We start from the raw sequence: 14,865 nt of genomic DNA on the forward strand, positions 1-14,865 counted from the left end.
CGTTGATCTTGTTGCCTTTGGACGTCCGTTTATCGCCAATCCTGATCTTGTCGAGAGATTGGTGCAAGGTGCGCAGCTAAACACTGTCGACGAAGCAACTTTGTATGGCGGCGGACGCGAGGGCTACACCGACTATCCGGAACTAAACACACAGTCCGTGGCGGCCTAAGTCCACCCATCGGACCTCAGTTTGTTCTCTTAATATTATACAATTCAATAGTTTGAAGGAAAATATAATGTCGATCCCAAACCACATCGCCCCTCACCGGATGATGTTCGCAATGCTCCGTGTAAGCGACATTGATGCATCAATCGCATTTTATCGCGACATGCTCGGCATGACAGAACTCTACCGTGAGACATTTGAGGATGTGAAATTCACAGCCGTCTACATGGGATATGGCGACCCAAAGAATGATACAATCTTGGAACTGACATATAACTGGGAGAATGATGGTTATGAGCATGGTACGGCCTTTGGGAATATCACTTTGGCGGTGAAAGACGTGTATGCCGTGGAAGCTTTTTTGAAAGAGCGAGACGTCACAATTCTGCGCCCGGCGGGTGAGTTATCTATCAAACCCGCTGAAACCGGCAAGATATACACATTGGCACATATCGCCGATCCGGATGGTTATAGAATCGAACTTATTCAAGTTTGATCAGACAAAGAGAGCCGTATTTGATGCGGCTCTCAAACCGACCTCATGGCTCAAAACAATGAGAAACATCATGACGAGGAACAACCCGATATGTACAATTGTCGACGCCGGCGAAGGTCTGGGCCATTCGCTTGCCAGGAAATTCGCTGGCGAGGGATTTGATATTGCCCTGATCTCTCGTTCAAAGAGCAAGGCAGCCTCGATTCTGGAAGCCATACGCCAGGAGAATAGTGCTGTGACGGGCCGCTTTCTTTGCTGCAGATGTCACGAAAACAGAGACACTGGAAAACGCCTTTTATGCAGACCTTGAGATAGAAACTCGCAATGCTGGGCGCGCCTATCTGCGTGCGGAGGTGAATCTCCTACCGCCCAATAAAGCCTCACTTGAATTTCATGGTACAATGGGTTTTTACGCGTAGGTCCAGGAGTGTTGAAGCAAAAGACAGTGCAGTATTTAACCAAAGCAATTTAGCGATAGTCTGATTACACTTGTCGTTTCTTGGTCCTGGAATTGCACGATCAAACTAACGATCATTATTTGATCTCAGGATAGAGCAGGCACTAGATTTGGTGAAGTGCTCAAGCATATCGCTCTCCAAGCAAATTGATCAGATGACTCCATTCCTAATGTTCGCTTTCGGGATATTGCTGTCACAACGCCAGCGTCCGCGTTGGGCGCAAAAGCGGACATCACGGTTTGTCGCGGTCAGCATTATTGGTTTGCTTGGTAAACACTGTTCGGAAGCTTGGCAAATTTCAACATATTTTGTCCCACACCCTCTTAAAGTCGAATTGGCTCCGGGGCATTCGCGATCATTTCGAAAGCTACAATACCCACCCTTCACTCACACGTCCGCAGAAGCATGATCGCCAGCATCGATGACAACGTATTGTTGACTCGAAGTAAACATATGCTCCAGAGGAATCCCGTTCGTTCAAAGGAGCTGGAATATGTCGATGGTCAAACGCGTGATGTGGGGCATTTTTATTTGCATCTCGATTCTCGCAGTTTTCGCACTGAAATGGTCTAATACCCAGGTGCAAGTTGACCGGTCGGCTGCTGATCCGGCGGTAGTGCATGCCAATGCGGCCGGATTGCCCGAAATACTGCTTGGAGAGAAATATTTTGAGCATAGTGGACTCAATTTGCACTATGTCGAAGCCGGACAAGGCGAGACCGTCATATTCCTGCATGGCTTTCCATCCTACTGGTTCTCTTTTTTGCGGCAGGTAGAAGGTCTGAAGAACGACTATCATGTTGTCGCGGTTGATAGTCTGGGCGCCGGAAAATCAGACGCTCCCCTGGAAAGCAAACCCTACAGGCTGGAGGCAATGGCCGAGCATCTGAATGCCCTGATCGATCATCTGGGAGTGAAAAAGGTGCATCTCGTGGGACATGACTGGGGTTCGGCCTTGGCCATCGGATTTGCTCAGCGCTACCCGGATCGTGTCATTTCCGTAACCGGTGTGGGCGCGACATCACAAAATGCCAGTTTGCACATTCTGGAGACTGACCCGGAATCTCGCGAAACCGCGAAATATGTTGAGAGTTTCAAGAGCGCCAATCCCCTGCTGATTGTCGCTCTGGGTGGTGACAAGGCGGTCTACGATGGTGCCTACAAACCTTTGGTTGAATCCGGCAAGCTAACCGCTGACGAAGGCGAATTCTTCCGTGCAGCCACGGGTGATCCCCGACGCATAAATGCTCATATCAACTGGTACAGGGCCAATCTGCCGAGCCCTGACGCAATTTCCGAAGAGGATTTCTGGCCATCAAGAAAAGCGCGGGTAACCGTTCCCGCGCTATACATTTGGGGAGAAAATGACCAGATATACAGCCAGCCGGCGGTGGATCGGATGATGAGTCTATCTGACGATGCGGAACTGCTTATGTTTCCCGAGATCGGCCACTGGCCGCATGTCCGCAAGGCCGACGAAGTGACCGCCGCAATCCGAAAGCATATCAGTACAGCGTCGGCTTCTCCCGAAACCGATGCTCCGACTGCCGACTAGTCTTCGAGTGCGTAGGCGATAACATATCCACCCTTGCCATCCCGGTGGCTTTTGGAATCGATATACTCGTTGGTCGAAGGATCCCTTGGATAACGCCAGGTCGGGTTTGGAACGGTGACAATCAGATATTGCTTGCCATCCTTTTTCGAGCGGTAGGTCATCGGTGTTGCCAGGCCGTTGCCGGGTAAAGGCGACTCCCACTTTTCTTCACCGGTGCGAACGTCAAAGGCGCGAACCTTGGCATCCATTGTAGAGCTCAGGAAAGTCAGACCGCCACGCGTGGTAAGTGTTCCCGCTCGTACTGCCGTACCAACATCGTATGGAATTCCCGAACGCAGATTGAACGGACCGGACTGGCTCATGTCTCCGGCCGGCCGGCTCCACAGCAGTTCCTTGGTGTTGAGATCCATTACGGCAATCCGCGACCATGGCGGTTCGAAGCAGGGAACCTGTGTGCCCAGCCGCGACATGAAGGGCTGAGGATAACCATAGGCCTTGATCTGACGAATATCATGCGGATCATTGGGGTCAGGTTTTCCTGTTTTTGGCATCGGGTCATCAGGGTTCATTCTGACCGCAGGGTGGCCCTCACCCAACAGAAGGGCGGCAAGTGGCCCGGCCTCTGCAACCTGCTCCGGCGTGACCAGCACCAGCCGGTGCGCCAGCATCATGGGTGCCGCGATCAGCAATCCATTGTCCGCGTCCACCGACACACTGCCCCAGTTGAAGCCACCGAAATTGCCCGGATAGAGCATTGTGCCTGTTTGGGTAATACCGGTTGGCCGAGAAGGCGGCGTGTACATGCCCTCATAATTCATGGTGCGATATTCGATCCGGCAAACCAGCTGGTCGACTGGCGTCAAACCCCACATATCCTTTTCATAACGATAGGGATGAAAATTGGGGAGCGGTGAGGATGGCTGCGTCGGTGAGAGATAATCACCTTCTACGCCGCCCGCCTGCGGAGCCGGCTTTTCCTCGATCGGATGGACGGGCGATCCATCGCGGCGGTCGAGCAGGAAGATATCGCCCATTTTGGTGGGAACCGCGACAGAAGGAACCATTTCTCCATCGCGCTTCACATCAACCAGCACGGGCTGTGCCGGCACGTCATAATCCCAGATGTCGTTATGGACAGTCTGATACTTCCATTTTGCTTTCCCGGTCCTGGCGTCAATCGCAACAACCGCAGAAGAATATTCATTGTCGAAATCCCGGCGTGCACTGCCAAAATAGTCCGGGGACGCGTTGCCGGTCGGAGCGTAAATCAGGCCCAGTTCGGGATCATAGCTCATGATCGACCATGCATTGGGAGTACCCGGCGTGTAGGTTTCGCCCTCGGCTGGCGCGCCGTTGTTGCCGGGATTACCAAGGTCCCAGGCCCATGCCAGCTCGCCGGTCATTGCATCAAAAGCACGTACGACACCGGAAGGTAAACCAAGGTCCTGAGAATCGGCGACCTGACCGCCAATAACCAGGTTGTCTCCCGCTACCAATGGCGAAGAGGTTACCCAATATTTGAACCTTTCATGGTCACCCAAGCCTTCCCACAGATCGACGACACCATTTTCTCCAAAATCCGTACATGGCTTGCCGGTTGCTGCATCCACGGCAAGAATGGTCGCATCCACGGTCGCGGTGACGACGCGTTTCTTGCATTGACCCGTATAGCTCTCCGGCGCTTCATGATAACCAACGCCCCGGCAAGTCCGGGCATACTGGTTTTTCATCGGTGGCTCGATGCCCGAATCATATCGCCAAATTTCCTGACCGGTCGTATCGTCAATCGCCATCATGACGTTGCGCGCGGCACATAAATAGAGGACACCATCTATGTTGAGCGGCGTCGCTTTAAAGTCCTCTTCCACGCCAGTTCGGTAACGCCATACTTCCTTCAGGCCACTTACCGTATCAAGATTAATGTCTTCCACAGTGGCGAACCGCGTGCCGCCTTCAGTATTCCCGTAGTGCCGCCAGTCGTCAGTTGCGACAACTTTGCTATCGGCGCGAACCGTACCCGTGCTGTTCTGGACATACCCCGGAATGCTCGTTGCCAGCAGCAGCGCAACCGCTGCAAGCGAAGGCGCTCCGACCCACCAGTTACTGGGAGACGCAATCGTTTCTTCCTTGGAATCTTTAGAATCTTTGTCCGCTGCCTTGATCAGGGTTTTTCTGTACCACGGCGTCAGGAACCACAACCCAAACCCTAGCCATGTTGCCAGACGCGGTAATAGAGACAGGAAATCAAATTCTGCTTCAAAAAGTGCCCAGATCAACGTGGCGGCCAGTAATATGGCATAGAGCCTGGGCGCTTTTGGATTGCGCCTGATGACCAAATAAGTGACCGCGAGCGTCACCAGACCCGCAAGGATGTAATAGGGACTACCGCCAAGATAAACCAGAAACCCGCCAAGTAGAGACAGCGCCAGACCCATCAGGCCAAGCAGGATTGTAAAAACCCAATGCAGAATGGTTGAAATGGTCATTTTTTCTCTCCCGTCCGGTAATGCCAAAGCCGCAATCAATCGACGTCAAAGCGGAAAAATGGATGATCCGCCATCAAGTATAATTCCCTGACCTGTCATGAAATCACTCTCCATGGAAGCCAGAAAGACTGCAACACCTTCCATGTCGTTCAGTTCACCGATCCGGCCAATTGCGCTGCGACGACGCGCCGCATCCTGAAATGCCTGGCTGGTATCAAGCGACATTTCGGTTTCGATAAAACCGGGCATGATTGCGTTGACCCTGATGCCGGCTTGCCCCAATTCTACGGCAAGAGCCTGTACCAACCCGCGAACAGCCGCTTTCGTCGTAGAATAACCTGCGGCCATGCCTGTTCCTCCCAATGCGGCGACGGATGACGTCACGACCAGACGGCCGGCAATTTTTCTTTCCATCATGTGGGCGGTTACGGGCTTCCAGGTCTGCACGACACTCATCAGATTGAGGTCGATGGTGTCAAGCCACGTTTGTCTGTCTGTCTGGTGCGAAAAGCCGCGATAACCGGTGCCACCGGCATTGGCGAAACAACTGTCTATCTTTTCGAAACGATCCAACGTTTTGTCAAAAGCTTCGGCAATCTGAGCCTCATCGGTAACGTCACAGGGGTAGGCTTCAACCTCAGCACCCATGGCGCGAAGCTCTTCGACCGCAGCACGGTTTTTGTCCTCGTTGCGACCCCAAATAGCGATTTTGGCTCCATGTTTTGCCAGCCCACGACAATAGGCCAAGCCTAGTCCTCCGTTTCCGCCGGTAACGACGGAAACGTGATCGGATAGATCAAACATCATTTTGGTAAATTCCTTCTACTCAATACCGTTATTCTTGAAATTCCGCGATGAAACTATTGCGTCCGTCGGCGCGGTCTGCAGCCCGATCAGATTTCCATCGGGATCACGTCCGAACATGATCTGACCGCCATCCATCGGACCAGGCTCCGTCACAACTTTACCGCCTGCCTTGACGAACTGTTCGCGGGCGAGTTTCATGTCGGCCACATCGAACACAATCATGTTATATCCGTGCGCATCAATCGGACGGGGCTTCTCCAGATCCTTGGTTGGGTGGCTGTGAAACTGGAACATTTCGAGTTCGAGATTGCGGACCTGGAACCAGGCAGCTTCGGTTTCACCCCCCTTCAATCCGCTGACGTTGTCACCTTCTACGCTGGAAGATCTCATGAATGACCATTCTCCGCCGCGGCGCGGAGACGGTTGATCAAGAAATACGGAATAAAACGCAACCAGCCGGTCAACATCTGGAGTAGCTAGAGAAACATGTCTTATGCGACGCTCGTTTTTCGGCGGCTTGGGCAGATTCAACTTGGAAATATCAACATGCTCGATCTCTGCAATCAAGCCGTCAAAATCCCGTGAGTAGGAATAATAGACGGGATTTTTGGGATTAAGCTGCTGCATCTCCTTGGCACCCATATGCTTGGCACCGCCCGCCAGAAACTTTTGGTAGGACTCGGTTTCCTGCACAACCTGATAACACACGTGCATGATACCGGGGCCTTGTACCGCCATATGCGGAGTAGACTGTGCTTCTTCGGAAGGATTTTTGAACGACATAAAGCGCACCTGCGCATTGACGCTGCGCATCATCCGGGTGTCAGCTTCCACACCTGAGCGACCGGCAATCTGATCGATCAGCGGATTGTTTGCGATTTTCGAATCATCAACGAGGCGAAGGTCAACTGCGTTCTGATAAAGCTCAATCGTACGGTCAAGGTCGCTGACCGAAGCGCCAACATAACTCACGCCTTTGATCACGGAATCTTCCGGCAGTTCCGAACTGCCGGAAATACGCGAACAAGCCGAGAGCAGCAGTGCGGCGCCCAATGCCAGATGGGAAAGTCTCATTCCTTTGTCTCCATTTCAGGCCAAAATTCAGGCCAAACTATAGCAGGTTGTTTCGTTGTCCACATTTGCACACCAGACGATCAATCGATTTCGACGACTTACGCCTCTTGTATACTTAAAGTCAACATAATGCTTTTCAAATCCTTCATATTGAGTATATGGCGCTACTTATGTGGACTTGTGGTTTACAAAAATAATTCTAAATGGGAGGACTAAATTTATGTCGAAGCAAGTGAATGTTCAGAGAAGCTTTCTGGCAGGAGTCAGCGGGTTAGCACTGTGCTGCGTCCCCGGAACTGCCATGGCTCAGGATGCTTCCGATGAAGCCGAATCAGATGGAAATATCATTGTTGTTACCGCTTCCAAACGCGAAACGACTTTGCAGGAAACACCGATTGCAGTTTCCGTTACCACAGCCGAACAAATTCAGGATTCCCAGGTTCGCGATCTGATCGACATTCAAACTCTCGTTCCATCTCTGCGCGTGAGCCAGAGCAGCCTGTCTTCAAACGTCAACTTCATCATCCGCGGTTTTGGCAACGGCTCTGCAAATCCAGGAATTGAACCATCGGTAGGTGTCTTCATCGACGGCGTTTATCGCTCTCGATCGGCTTCCCAAATTGGTGACCTTCCGAATCTGCAGCGCGTCGAAGTGCTCAACGGCCCACAGTCGACCCTGTTCGGAAAAAACGCGTCTGCCGGCATCATCAGCGTTGTGACGCAGGAACCGCAATTTGAATTCGGTGGTTCGGCAGAACTGTCTTACGGCAATTATAATGCGATTGTCGCAAAGGCCGATATCACCGGACCGATTAGCGATACTGTTGCATTCAGTCTTGCGGGCAATCTCAACAAGCGAGACGGCTATATTCGTGATGTCGTGATAAACAGCGACCTGAATGATCGGGATCGCTGGGGCGTTCGCGCGCAGCTTTTGTTTAAACCGAGTGACGACCTGAGTTTTCGTCTGATCGCAGACTATGACAAGCTGGATGAGGTTTGTTGTGGAGCGGTCAATATTGTTGATGGTCCCTTGGGCGGCGTCTTACAATTTCTTGGTGGGCAGGTCATTTCGAACGAACCATTGTCGCTTCTCAGCACGGTAAATTACGCGCCAGAGAATAAAATCGAAAATTACGGAATTTCACTACAGTCGAACTGGTCCATGGGCGATGTCGATCTGACGGCCATAGGATCTTATCGCCGCTCCGATGGATTTGCCAATCAGGATAGTGATTTTACCAGCTTGAATTCGATCGGCGTCAATATCAACACAGTCGACATCAATACCTACACCGGTGAATTAAGGGCAGCGTCTGATTTCGATGGTTTTGTCAATTTCCTGATCGGTGGATTCCTGTTCCATGAGGATATCGATAGAGGCGCCAGATTTGAAAACGGGCCAGATTTTGTCCGCTTTGCCAATGCAGTTTCTGGCGGCGCCTATAGTGCCGTTGAGCCCACGCTTCGGGCTTTGATTCCGAATATCCCGGCCGGTCCGTTCGGCGGGGTAGGTCAAGGCCGGATCCTTGACATGCAATATCAAAACACAGCTTTCTCGATCTTTGGTCAACTGGATTTTGACATAACCGATCGCCTGACATTTACCGTGGGCGGCAACTACACGCATGACAAAAAAGAAGTAACGGCGAACAACGTAAGTACCGATGTCTTCTCGGGCATCGACTTGGTACAGGCAGGCTTCAATCTGGCAATTTTCAATGGCGCAACACCTGCTCAGGCCTCGGCGCTTGCATCCAGTGCTGCCAATCCGTTTCTGGGATTGCGCGGGCTGCAATTCAATCCGCCATATCTCAATTTTCCAAACGCAGTCGAAGATGGTCGCACCAAGGACAGCGATCTCTCCTATACGTTCCGGCTTTCCTATGACGCGAGTGACAATCTCAGTTTATATGCGACCTACGCTACCGGATTTAAGGCATCCTCTTTCAACCTGTCCAATGACACTCGCCCCGTCGCAGCGGATTTTATTCCTGGTTCGCCATTTGGATCCCCGCCACCGGCCGCATCTCCCATTCGAGATGCCGGGCTGGCTGTCAACAACCTGACAACCGGCTCAAGATTTGCCGGACCGGAAGAGGCAGAAGTCTATGAGATTGGAATCAAAGGAAGTTGGGAAGGCCTATCCGTCAACCTGGCGCTTTTTGACCAGACTCTGAAAGGTTTTCAGGCGAACGTCTTTACCGGCACAGGGTTTATCCTCGGCAACGCAGAGGAACAGTCGGTCAGAGGGTTCGAACTTGATACGATAATATCTCCGATCCCGGAATTGAACTTCACGGCCGGCGTTTCATATCTGGACTCCAAGTTCGATCGCTTCACGGGCGGCAATGCATTGTCGCCAACCTTTGGTGTGGTGCCAACCGATTTGTCGGGCCAGCGTCCGGCTGGTGTTCCAAAATGGTCGGTCGCTTTTGGCGGCACTTATGCCCATGAATTTGGCAGCGGGAATACTCTCAAATTCCATGCAGATTATCTGATGGAAAGCAATGTCCAGATATCCCTGGGAGCACCGCAATTCCGCCGCGCTGTCGAGACATTGAACGGCTCCATCACCTTTGGCCTGGAAAACGGTTTGGAATTCTCTGTCTGGGGACGCAACATTACCGATAATGCTTACACCACCCTCATTTTCCCAAGCACGGGACAGCCCGGATCATTGTCCGGCTACCGAAACCAACCGCGTACCTACGGCGGGTCGGTTCGATTCAAATTCTGATCCCCAATTTCTCCCTGGGTGGACTTGGGCGGGTGAATTTATTCATCCGCCCTTCTTTTTGGGGAGGGTCGGCCTTTTCAATTTCGCTCCTGCGACAGAAACATCGTATCGCACACCCATCATACCGCCCATCATCATAGCTACGGTGAGATCCTCGATCTTTTGACGATCCATTTTGCTGCGCAGCAGAAAATCGCCTGCCGATGCGGGCAAACCAAACGAAATATCAGTGCAGGCGATCGCCATGTCCATCGGAATGTCAAAACTGTCCGAAACAAGTTTTGCGAGATAACTGACCGCCGCTTCGCGCCGGTAATGGGTTGGATCCTGTTTGTTCGAAATATTCGGATAGGCCTGCAACTTTTCGATGATCAGACCGCGCTCTTCGATATAGCTCAGGTAGGCCCTTGTAACATTCCGGACCAGGTCCTCGTATGTTTCAGCATTTTCAGCAGCAACAGCCTGCTGATCCCGAAGGGAGTCATATTCGCGATCCAGCAACTCTCTCAGCAGCTCTATCTGGCTCCCAAAATATCTATACATGAGGGTTTTGCTGACATTTGCCTTTTGCCCGATGGACTCAAGCGACAATTGTGCCACGCCTTCTTCGGCAATCAGCTCGGCTGCGCTGTCGAGTATCATCGATCGACGAGTCTTTCGATCAAAACGTTTCTGAGATTTTCCCTTCGAATTGCCCATTTGGAACGACATATCCTTTGTTAAATATTGATATAAATAGCAGTTTTTGAGATTTGACCTAGGCTAAATATATCGGCTCGATCCGCTAGCAAATCCGTCGTATTCGTAAAGCAGATGACATATTTAATCTATAACGCATCCAATTTTCTAACCTCCGCTTTCGGGATATTGCAGACATTTCACTTACCCCAACCGCCGCTCAATCGCATCCAGTATCATACCCGCCGTATCGGTCCCGTTAAACGCATCGATCGCGACAATGCCGGTCGGTGATGTCACGTTGATTTCGGTCAGCCACTTGCCCCCAATCACGTCAATTCCGACAAAGATCATGCCCAGCCGTTTCAGATCCGGTCCCATGGCGGCGCAGATTTCCTTCTCTCTTTCAGTCAGTTCTGCCGCTTCTGCATAACCACCTTGCGCCAGATTGGAGCGGAACTCGCCTTTGCCCGGCTTGCGATTGATCGCACCTGCAACTTCTCCGTCGACCAAAACAATGCGCTTGTCGCCTTCCTGCACTTCCGGAAGGAAGGGCTGAACCATGTGCGGTTCCGGCCAAGTCTGGTTAAACACTTCGAACAGGGCGCTGAGATTGCTGCCATCCTCTGGCACCAGAAATATCGCCTTGCCGCCATTGCCGTGCAGCGGTTTGACAACAATTCCGCCATGTTCCGCCTGAAATGCTCGCACCTCATCGATGTCGCGTGTGACCAGTGTGGGCGGCATATATTCGGCGTAATCCAGAACATAAACTTTCTCTGGCGCGTTGCGCACGGATACGGGGTTGTTGACGACCAGCGTCTCTCCTTCAATTCGTTCCAGCAGATGGGTCGCGGTGATATATCCGACATCAAAAGGCGGATCCTGGCGCATCAGGACAACATCAATATCCTTGGCGAGATCGAGTTTGACCGGATCGCCAAAAGAGAAATGATCTCCTTCAACTTGCTGCACCGTAACCGGACGAGCGGGCGTGGTCAGCTTGCCGCCAAGATAGGTCAGTCCCTTCACGTCATAATGGTAGAGCTGATGCCCACGTTTTTGGGCGGCGATCATCAGCGCGAAACTGCTGTCACCGGCGATATTCACGCTTTCCATGGGATCCATCTGCACGGCAATTTTCAAACTCATTACATAGCCTTTTCAATATTCAGGGACGGGCGCGACCCTAGAAGCCGTGCCACACATTGGTCAAATGGGTTGGCCAGCGCCGCGGTGCAACCAGAATTACATCGATACGCGCATCTTCGCCATCGGGGCAATATTCGGGAAAGAGGATTTCGGCCGCTGCCGCCACGCGTTTCAGCCGATGCTGGTCAATCGCAAGATCGAGATCTTCTGGCCGGGAACGTGCTTTTACTTCTACAAAAGCCACCATTCCGCGCCGCTTCGCGATCAGATCGACCTCGCCGTTTGATGTCCGAACCCGTTCGGCCAATATCCGCCAGCCATGCAAGCGCAACCAGGTCGCCGCAATCTTCTCTGCCCGGCGCCCGCGTTTCTCCGCCAGCGCACGGTTCACGTTTCCGTTCCGGCTTTCCATTTACTGGCCAGTTCGTACAGCATTCTGCGATCGACTCCATATTGGCGGGCCACCTCTCCAGCCGCCCTGGAAGCCGGCAAACGTTCAAGCGCCTCTTTCAGTGCAGCCTCCACTTCATCGGCGCTGGCAGGCTCCGCTGCACCTGGCGGCCCAATCACGACTGCAATTTCACCCTTTGGTTTCTCCAGCCCGTAGCGTTGCGACAGATCAGCCAGAGACCCTGTCACCGTCTCCTCAAATTTCTTGGTAATCTCACGCGCGACCGAAGCGTCCCGATCGCCCAGCACAGCCAGTGCATCATCCAGCATGGCGCCAAGACGCGACCCGTTTTCGTAAAATATCAATGTCGCTTTCAGTGCCTTCAGTTCTCCAAGAGCTTCGCGGCGCGCCTTGGTCTTGCTCGGGAGAAAACCTTCAAACAAGAACCGATCGCTCGGCAAACCGGAAAGGGTCAGTGCGGCTATCGCGGCGCTTGCCCCCGGAATGGTCGTCACGTGAACCCCGGCATCACGCGCATCACAAACCAGCTTATATCCCGGATCCGAAACAAGCGGTGTCCCCGCATCACTGACCAGTGCGACAATTTTACATCGCGTTGCGTCCAAAATGATTTGCCGGTCCTTGGCCCCTTTATGGTCGTTATAGACCATCATTTTTGACTTTATTCCAATATGATTGAGCAACTTACCGGTCACTCTTGTGTCTTCCACCAAAATCAGATCCGCAGCTGCAAGCGTGGCTTCCGCGCGGCGGGTTAAATCTCCAAGGTTGCCGATTGGGGTCGCCACGATATAGAGACCGGGTTGAACGGGAGCAGACATATGACGGTCATTGCAGACAATCGCACATTTGGACAAGCTGAAACGAGACCTGCCTTGCGGCGGATCATGAAATGGACCGGCGTCACGTCACTGATTTTTCTGGCTGGCTGTCAGTCGATAGTACCTCGTGGCGGCGAGCGCACGCCAACGCCAGCTCCGGCTCCCCCGCCAGTATCCGGTGCACTGCCAACTGATCAGACGCATCACAGAATTGCACTGCTCGTTCCGCTGACCGGGAAAAATGCCGGTGTAGGTCAGTCACTTGCCAATGCGACCACGATGGCGCTGCTGGATACCAAGGCCCAGAATATCCGGATGACAAGCTATGACACGGCCAAAGGTGTCACCGCCGCCGCGCGGAAAGCAGTCGCGGATGGCAACAAGTTGATTCTTGGCCCCTTGCTCAGCGACAATGTCGTTGCAACAGCCAATATCGCGCGTCCCGCCGGCGTTCCGATCCTCAGTTTTTCGAACGATGCCGGGGTTGCCGGAAATAACGTGTACCTGCTGGGCCACATTCCCTCCCAATCCATTGAGCGCGTGGTGAACTATGCCAGAGGGAAAGGCATGAGTCGCTTTGCCGCACTGGTACCGAACGGCGTATATGGCCAACGTGCATCATCCACTTTGTTAAAGTCGGTCAAGGATGCCGGCGGAACCGTGGTCTCGATCCAGAATTTCAACCGTGATTCCGCGTCCGTAGCCGCTGCCACGAAAAAGCTCCCCGAGAACGGCGAGTTTGATGCGGTCCTGTTAGCTGACAATGGTGCAATGGCTGTCAAAGCTGCGCCGCTTATCCGGCAAAATGCGAGTAGCACTGCCAAAATTCTTGGCACCGATCTGTGGAATACCAGCAGCAATCTGGCCGGTGCACCGTCGATGCGAGGCGCCTGGTTCGCCAGCGTCGCGGATGGCCTCTATAGTCAATATGCAACCAAATATCGGAGCCGATACGGCCGTGCACCTTTTCGTCTGTCCAGCCTCGGATATGATTCCGTTCTACTGACCGTCAAAGTGGCACAAAGCTGGAAAGTCGGAACCCCCTTCCCGATCAACCAGCTCACTGATTCAGGCGGGTTTATCGGGCTTGATGGTGTATTCCGATTCCGTCGCAACGGGATTTCGGAACGCGCTCTTGAAGTCCAGGAAGTGCAGCGTGGCAGCTTTGCCATAATTGATCCGGCTCCGCGAGGGTTCTGATCAACAACGGCTGGCGATTATCCGATTTGCTGGCCCGTGTCTTTCCAGTCGGCGAGGAATCCTTCGATCCCCTTGTCTGTCAGCACATGCTTGAACAGTCCGCGGATAACGTTTGGCGGCATGGTTGCAACATCTGCCCCGATGCGAGCTGATTCCAGCACATGCACCGGGTGCCTGATGGATGCCACGAGAATTTCGGTATCATAAGCATAATTGTCGTAAATCAGCCGAATATCATCAATCAGCTTCATGCCGTCAAAGCCATTGTCATCATGGCGGCCCACGAACGGAGAGATAAAACTCGCCCCTGCTTTGGCCGCGAGCAGAGCCTGGTTGGCGGAGAAACAAAGCGTCACATTGACCATGGTTCCATCACTTGTGAGCGCCTTGCAAGTCTTCAGCCCGTCAATAGTCAATGGCACCTTGATGCAGACATTGTCAGCAATCTTGCGCAGCACTTCTGCTTCCTTCATCATTGTCTCGTGATCGAGTGCAACGACTTCGGCGGAGACCGGACCATTTGTCAGGCCGCAGATTTCCTTCGTCACTTCCATGATGTCGCGGCCAGATTTCTTGATCAGCGAAGGATTGGTGGTCACACCATCAACCATTCCGGTCGCGGCCAGATCGGCGATCTCGCTCGTGTCGGCGGTATCAACAAAAAACTTCATAACGGTGCTCCTGATTGTAAGAATCTCGACGCGTATGGATCGCCTATCGTCTTTCACGAAACCGCGAAACCGCTCCCCCGTCAAACTGTGCAGAAAACTGTGGATAGTTTGTGGGATAACCAGCCGAGATGAAATCAGAAGCCTGCAAC

Annotated in this window: 12 protein-coding genes and 1 pseudogene; 5 read left to right on the forward strand and 8 right to left on the reverse strand. The window is 52.7% G+C overall.

The features are described from left to right. The 3 genes and pseudogenes from ABJI30_RS09295 to ABJI30_RS09305 all read left to right on the forward strand — a co-directional run. Nucleotides 1–169 (forward strand): annotated as a pseudogene (locus tag ABJI30_RS09295) (alkene reductase); the annotation flags it as partial. A 67-nt stretch (nt 170–236) separates the two neighbouring features. Further along, entirely contained in the window at nt 237–662 is a 426-nt protein-coding gene (locus ABJI30_RS09300; RefSeq protein ID WP_348017913.1) for a VOC family protein, read from the forward strand. A 951-nt stretch (nt 663–1,613) separates the two neighbouring features. Continuing rightward, nucleotides 1,614–2,675: an alpha/beta hydrolase gene (locus tag ABJI30_RS09305; RefSeq protein ID WP_348017914.1), complete on the forward strand. Its 1,062-nt coding sequence runs from the start codon at nt 1,614–1,616 to the stop codon at nt 2,673–2,675. Here the strand turns inward: ABJI30_RS09305 and ABJI30_RS09310 are convergent. From ABJI30_RS09310 to ABJI30_RS09320, 3 genes are read right to left on the reverse strand one after another with little or no spacing between them, the layout of a single operon-like run. Then, the gene (locus tag ABJI30_RS09310) at nt 2,672–5,161 is read right to left on the reverse strand and encodes a PQQ-binding-like beta-propeller repeat protein (protein WP_348017915.1); all 2,490 of its coding nucleotides are present in this window, start codon (nt 5,159–5,161) and stop codon (nt 2,672–2,674) included. The two genes, ABJI30_RS09305 and ABJI30_RS09310, sit on opposite strands and share 4 nt — an antisense overlap. Nucleotides 5,162–5,206: 45 nt before the next feature. Beyond that, nucleotides 5,207–5,968, reverse strand: coding sequence for an SDR family NAD(P)-dependent oxidoreductase (locus tag ABJI30_RS09315; protein ID WP_348017916.1), 762 nt, complete (start codon nt 5,966–5,968; stop codon nt 5,207–5,209). Between the two features lie 15 nt (nt 5,969–5,983). Further along, nucleotides 5,984–7,042, reverse strand: coding sequence for a VOC family protein (locus ABJI30_RS09320; RefSeq protein ID WP_348017917.1), 1,059 nt, complete (start codon nt 7,040–7,042; stop codon nt 5,984–5,986). A 220-nt stretch (nt 7,043–7,262) separates the two neighbouring features. Here ABJI30_RS09320 and ABJI30_RS09325 point away from each other — a divergent pair, with 220 nt between their 5' ends. Further along, nucleotides 7,263–9,782: a TonB-dependent receptor gene (locus tag ABJI30_RS09325; RefSeq protein WP_348017918.1), complete on the forward strand. Its 2,520-nt coding sequence runs from the start codon at nt 7,263–7,265 to the stop codon at nt 9,780–9,782. Nucleotides 9,783–9,824: 42 nt separating this feature from the next. On the opposite strand, the gene ABJI30_RS09330 is transcribed toward ABJI30_RS09325, so the two are convergent. From ABJI30_RS09330 to rsmI, 4 genes are all read right to left on the reverse strand, one after another. Further along, nucleotides 9,825–10,481 carry a TetR/AcrR family transcriptional regulator gene (locus ABJI30_RS09330; protein WP_348025468.1) on the reverse strand — a complete coding sequence of 219 codons (657 nt, stop codon included), beginning with the start codon at nt 10,479–10,481 and terminating at the stop codon, nt 9,825–9,827. Between the two features lie 183 nt (nt 10,482–10,664). After that, nucleotides 10,665–11,612 carry a glutathione synthase gene (gshB, locus tag ABJI30_RS09335; protein ID WP_348017920.1) on the reverse strand — a complete coding sequence of 316 codons (948 nt, stop codon included), beginning with the start codon at nt 11,610–11,612 and terminating at the stop codon, nt 10,665–10,667. Between the two features lie 37 nt (nt 11,613–11,649). Beyond that, nucleotides 11,650–12,003, reverse strand: coding sequence for a YraN family protein (locus tag ABJI30_RS09340; RefSeq protein WP_348018170.1), 354 nt, complete (start codon nt 12,001–12,003; stop codon nt 11,650–11,652). After that, the gene (gene rsmI / locus ABJI30_RS09345) at nt 12,000–12,845 is read right to left on the reverse strand and encodes a 16S rRNA (cytidine(1402)-2'-O)-methyltransferase (RefSeq protein WP_348017921.1); all 846 of its coding nucleotides are present in this window, start codon (nt 12,843–12,845) and stop codon (nt 12,000–12,002) included. The genes ABJI30_RS09340 and rsmI overlap by 4 nt, the downstream gene beginning before the upstream one ends. Here rsmI and ABJI30_RS09350 point away from each other — a divergent pair, their 5' ends adjacent. Then, complete coding sequence (locus tag ABJI30_RS09350) at nt 12,846–14,045, forward strand: penicillin-binding protein activator (RefSeq protein WP_348017922.1); 1,200 nt, start codon at nt 12,846–12,848, stop codon at nt 14,043–14,045. Between the two features lie 17 nt (nt 14,046–14,062). On the opposite strand, the gene fsa is transcribed toward ABJI30_RS09350, so the two are convergent. Beyond that, nucleotides 14,063–14,716 (reverse strand): fructose-6-phosphate aldolase, encoded by a 654-nt coding sequence (gene fsa / locus ABJI30_RS09355; RefSeq protein ID WP_348017923.1) that lies wholly within the window; start codon nt 14,714–14,716, stop codon nt 14,063–14,065. Between the last annotated feature and the right edge of the window lie 149 nt (nt 14,717–14,865).

It is taken from the genome of Parasphingorhabdus sp. (assembly GCF_039968395.1).
In the GTDB taxonomy this organism is placed as follows: Bacteria; Pseudomonadota; Alphaproteobacteria; order Sphingomonadales; family Sphingomonadaceae; genus Parasphingorhabdus.

What these genes read in the sequence shown, in the direction of transcription:
- ABJI30_RS09310 (WP_348017915.1), bottom strand. Translation starts at nt 5,161, where the DNA reads ATGACCATTTCAACCATTCTGCATTGGGTTTTTACAATCCTGCTTGGC.
- ABJI30_RS09350 (WP_348017922.1), top strand. Translation starts at nt 12,846, where the DNA reads ATGACGGTCATTGCAGACAATCGCACATTTGGACAAGCTGAAACGAGA.
- ABJI30_RS09325 (WP_348017918.1), top strand. Translation starts at nt 7,263, where the DNA reads ATGTCGAAGCAAGTGAATGTTCAGAGAAGCTTTCTGGCAGGAGTCAGC.
- ABJI30_RS09315 (WP_348017916.1), bottom strand. Translation starts at nt 5,968, where the DNA reads ATGATGTTTGATCTATCCGATCACGTTTCCGTCGTTACCGGCGGAAAC.
- ABJI30_RS09305 (WP_348017914.1), top strand. Translation starts at nt 1,614, where the DNA reads ATGTCGATGGTCAAACGCGTGATGTGGGGCATTTTTATTTGCATCTCG.
- ABJI30_RS09300 (WP_348017913.1), top strand. Translation starts at nt 237, where the DNA reads ATGTCGATCCCAAACCACATCGCCCCTCACCGGATGATGTTCGCAATG.
- gshB (WP_348017920.1), bottom strand. Translation starts at nt 11,612, where the DNA reads ATGAGTTTGAAAATTGCCGTGCAGATGGATCCCATGGAAAGCGTGAAT.
- fsa (WP_348017923.1), bottom strand. Translation starts at nt 14,716, where the DNA reads ATGAAGTTTTTTGTTGATACCGCCGACACGAGCGAGATCGCCGATCTG.
- ABJI30_RS09320 (WP_348017917.1), bottom strand. Translation starts at nt 7,042, where the DNA reads ATGAGACTTTCCCATCTGGCATTGGGCGCCGCACTGCTGCTCTCGGCT.
- ABJI30_RS09330 (WP_348025468.1), bottom strand. Translation starts at nt 10,481, where the DNA reads ATGGGCAATTCGAAGGGAAAATCTCAGAAACGTTTTGATCGAAAGACT.
- rsmI (WP_348017921.1), bottom strand. Translation starts at nt 12,845, where the DNA reads ATGTCTGCTCCCGTTCAACCCGGTCTCTATATCGTGGCGACCCCAATC.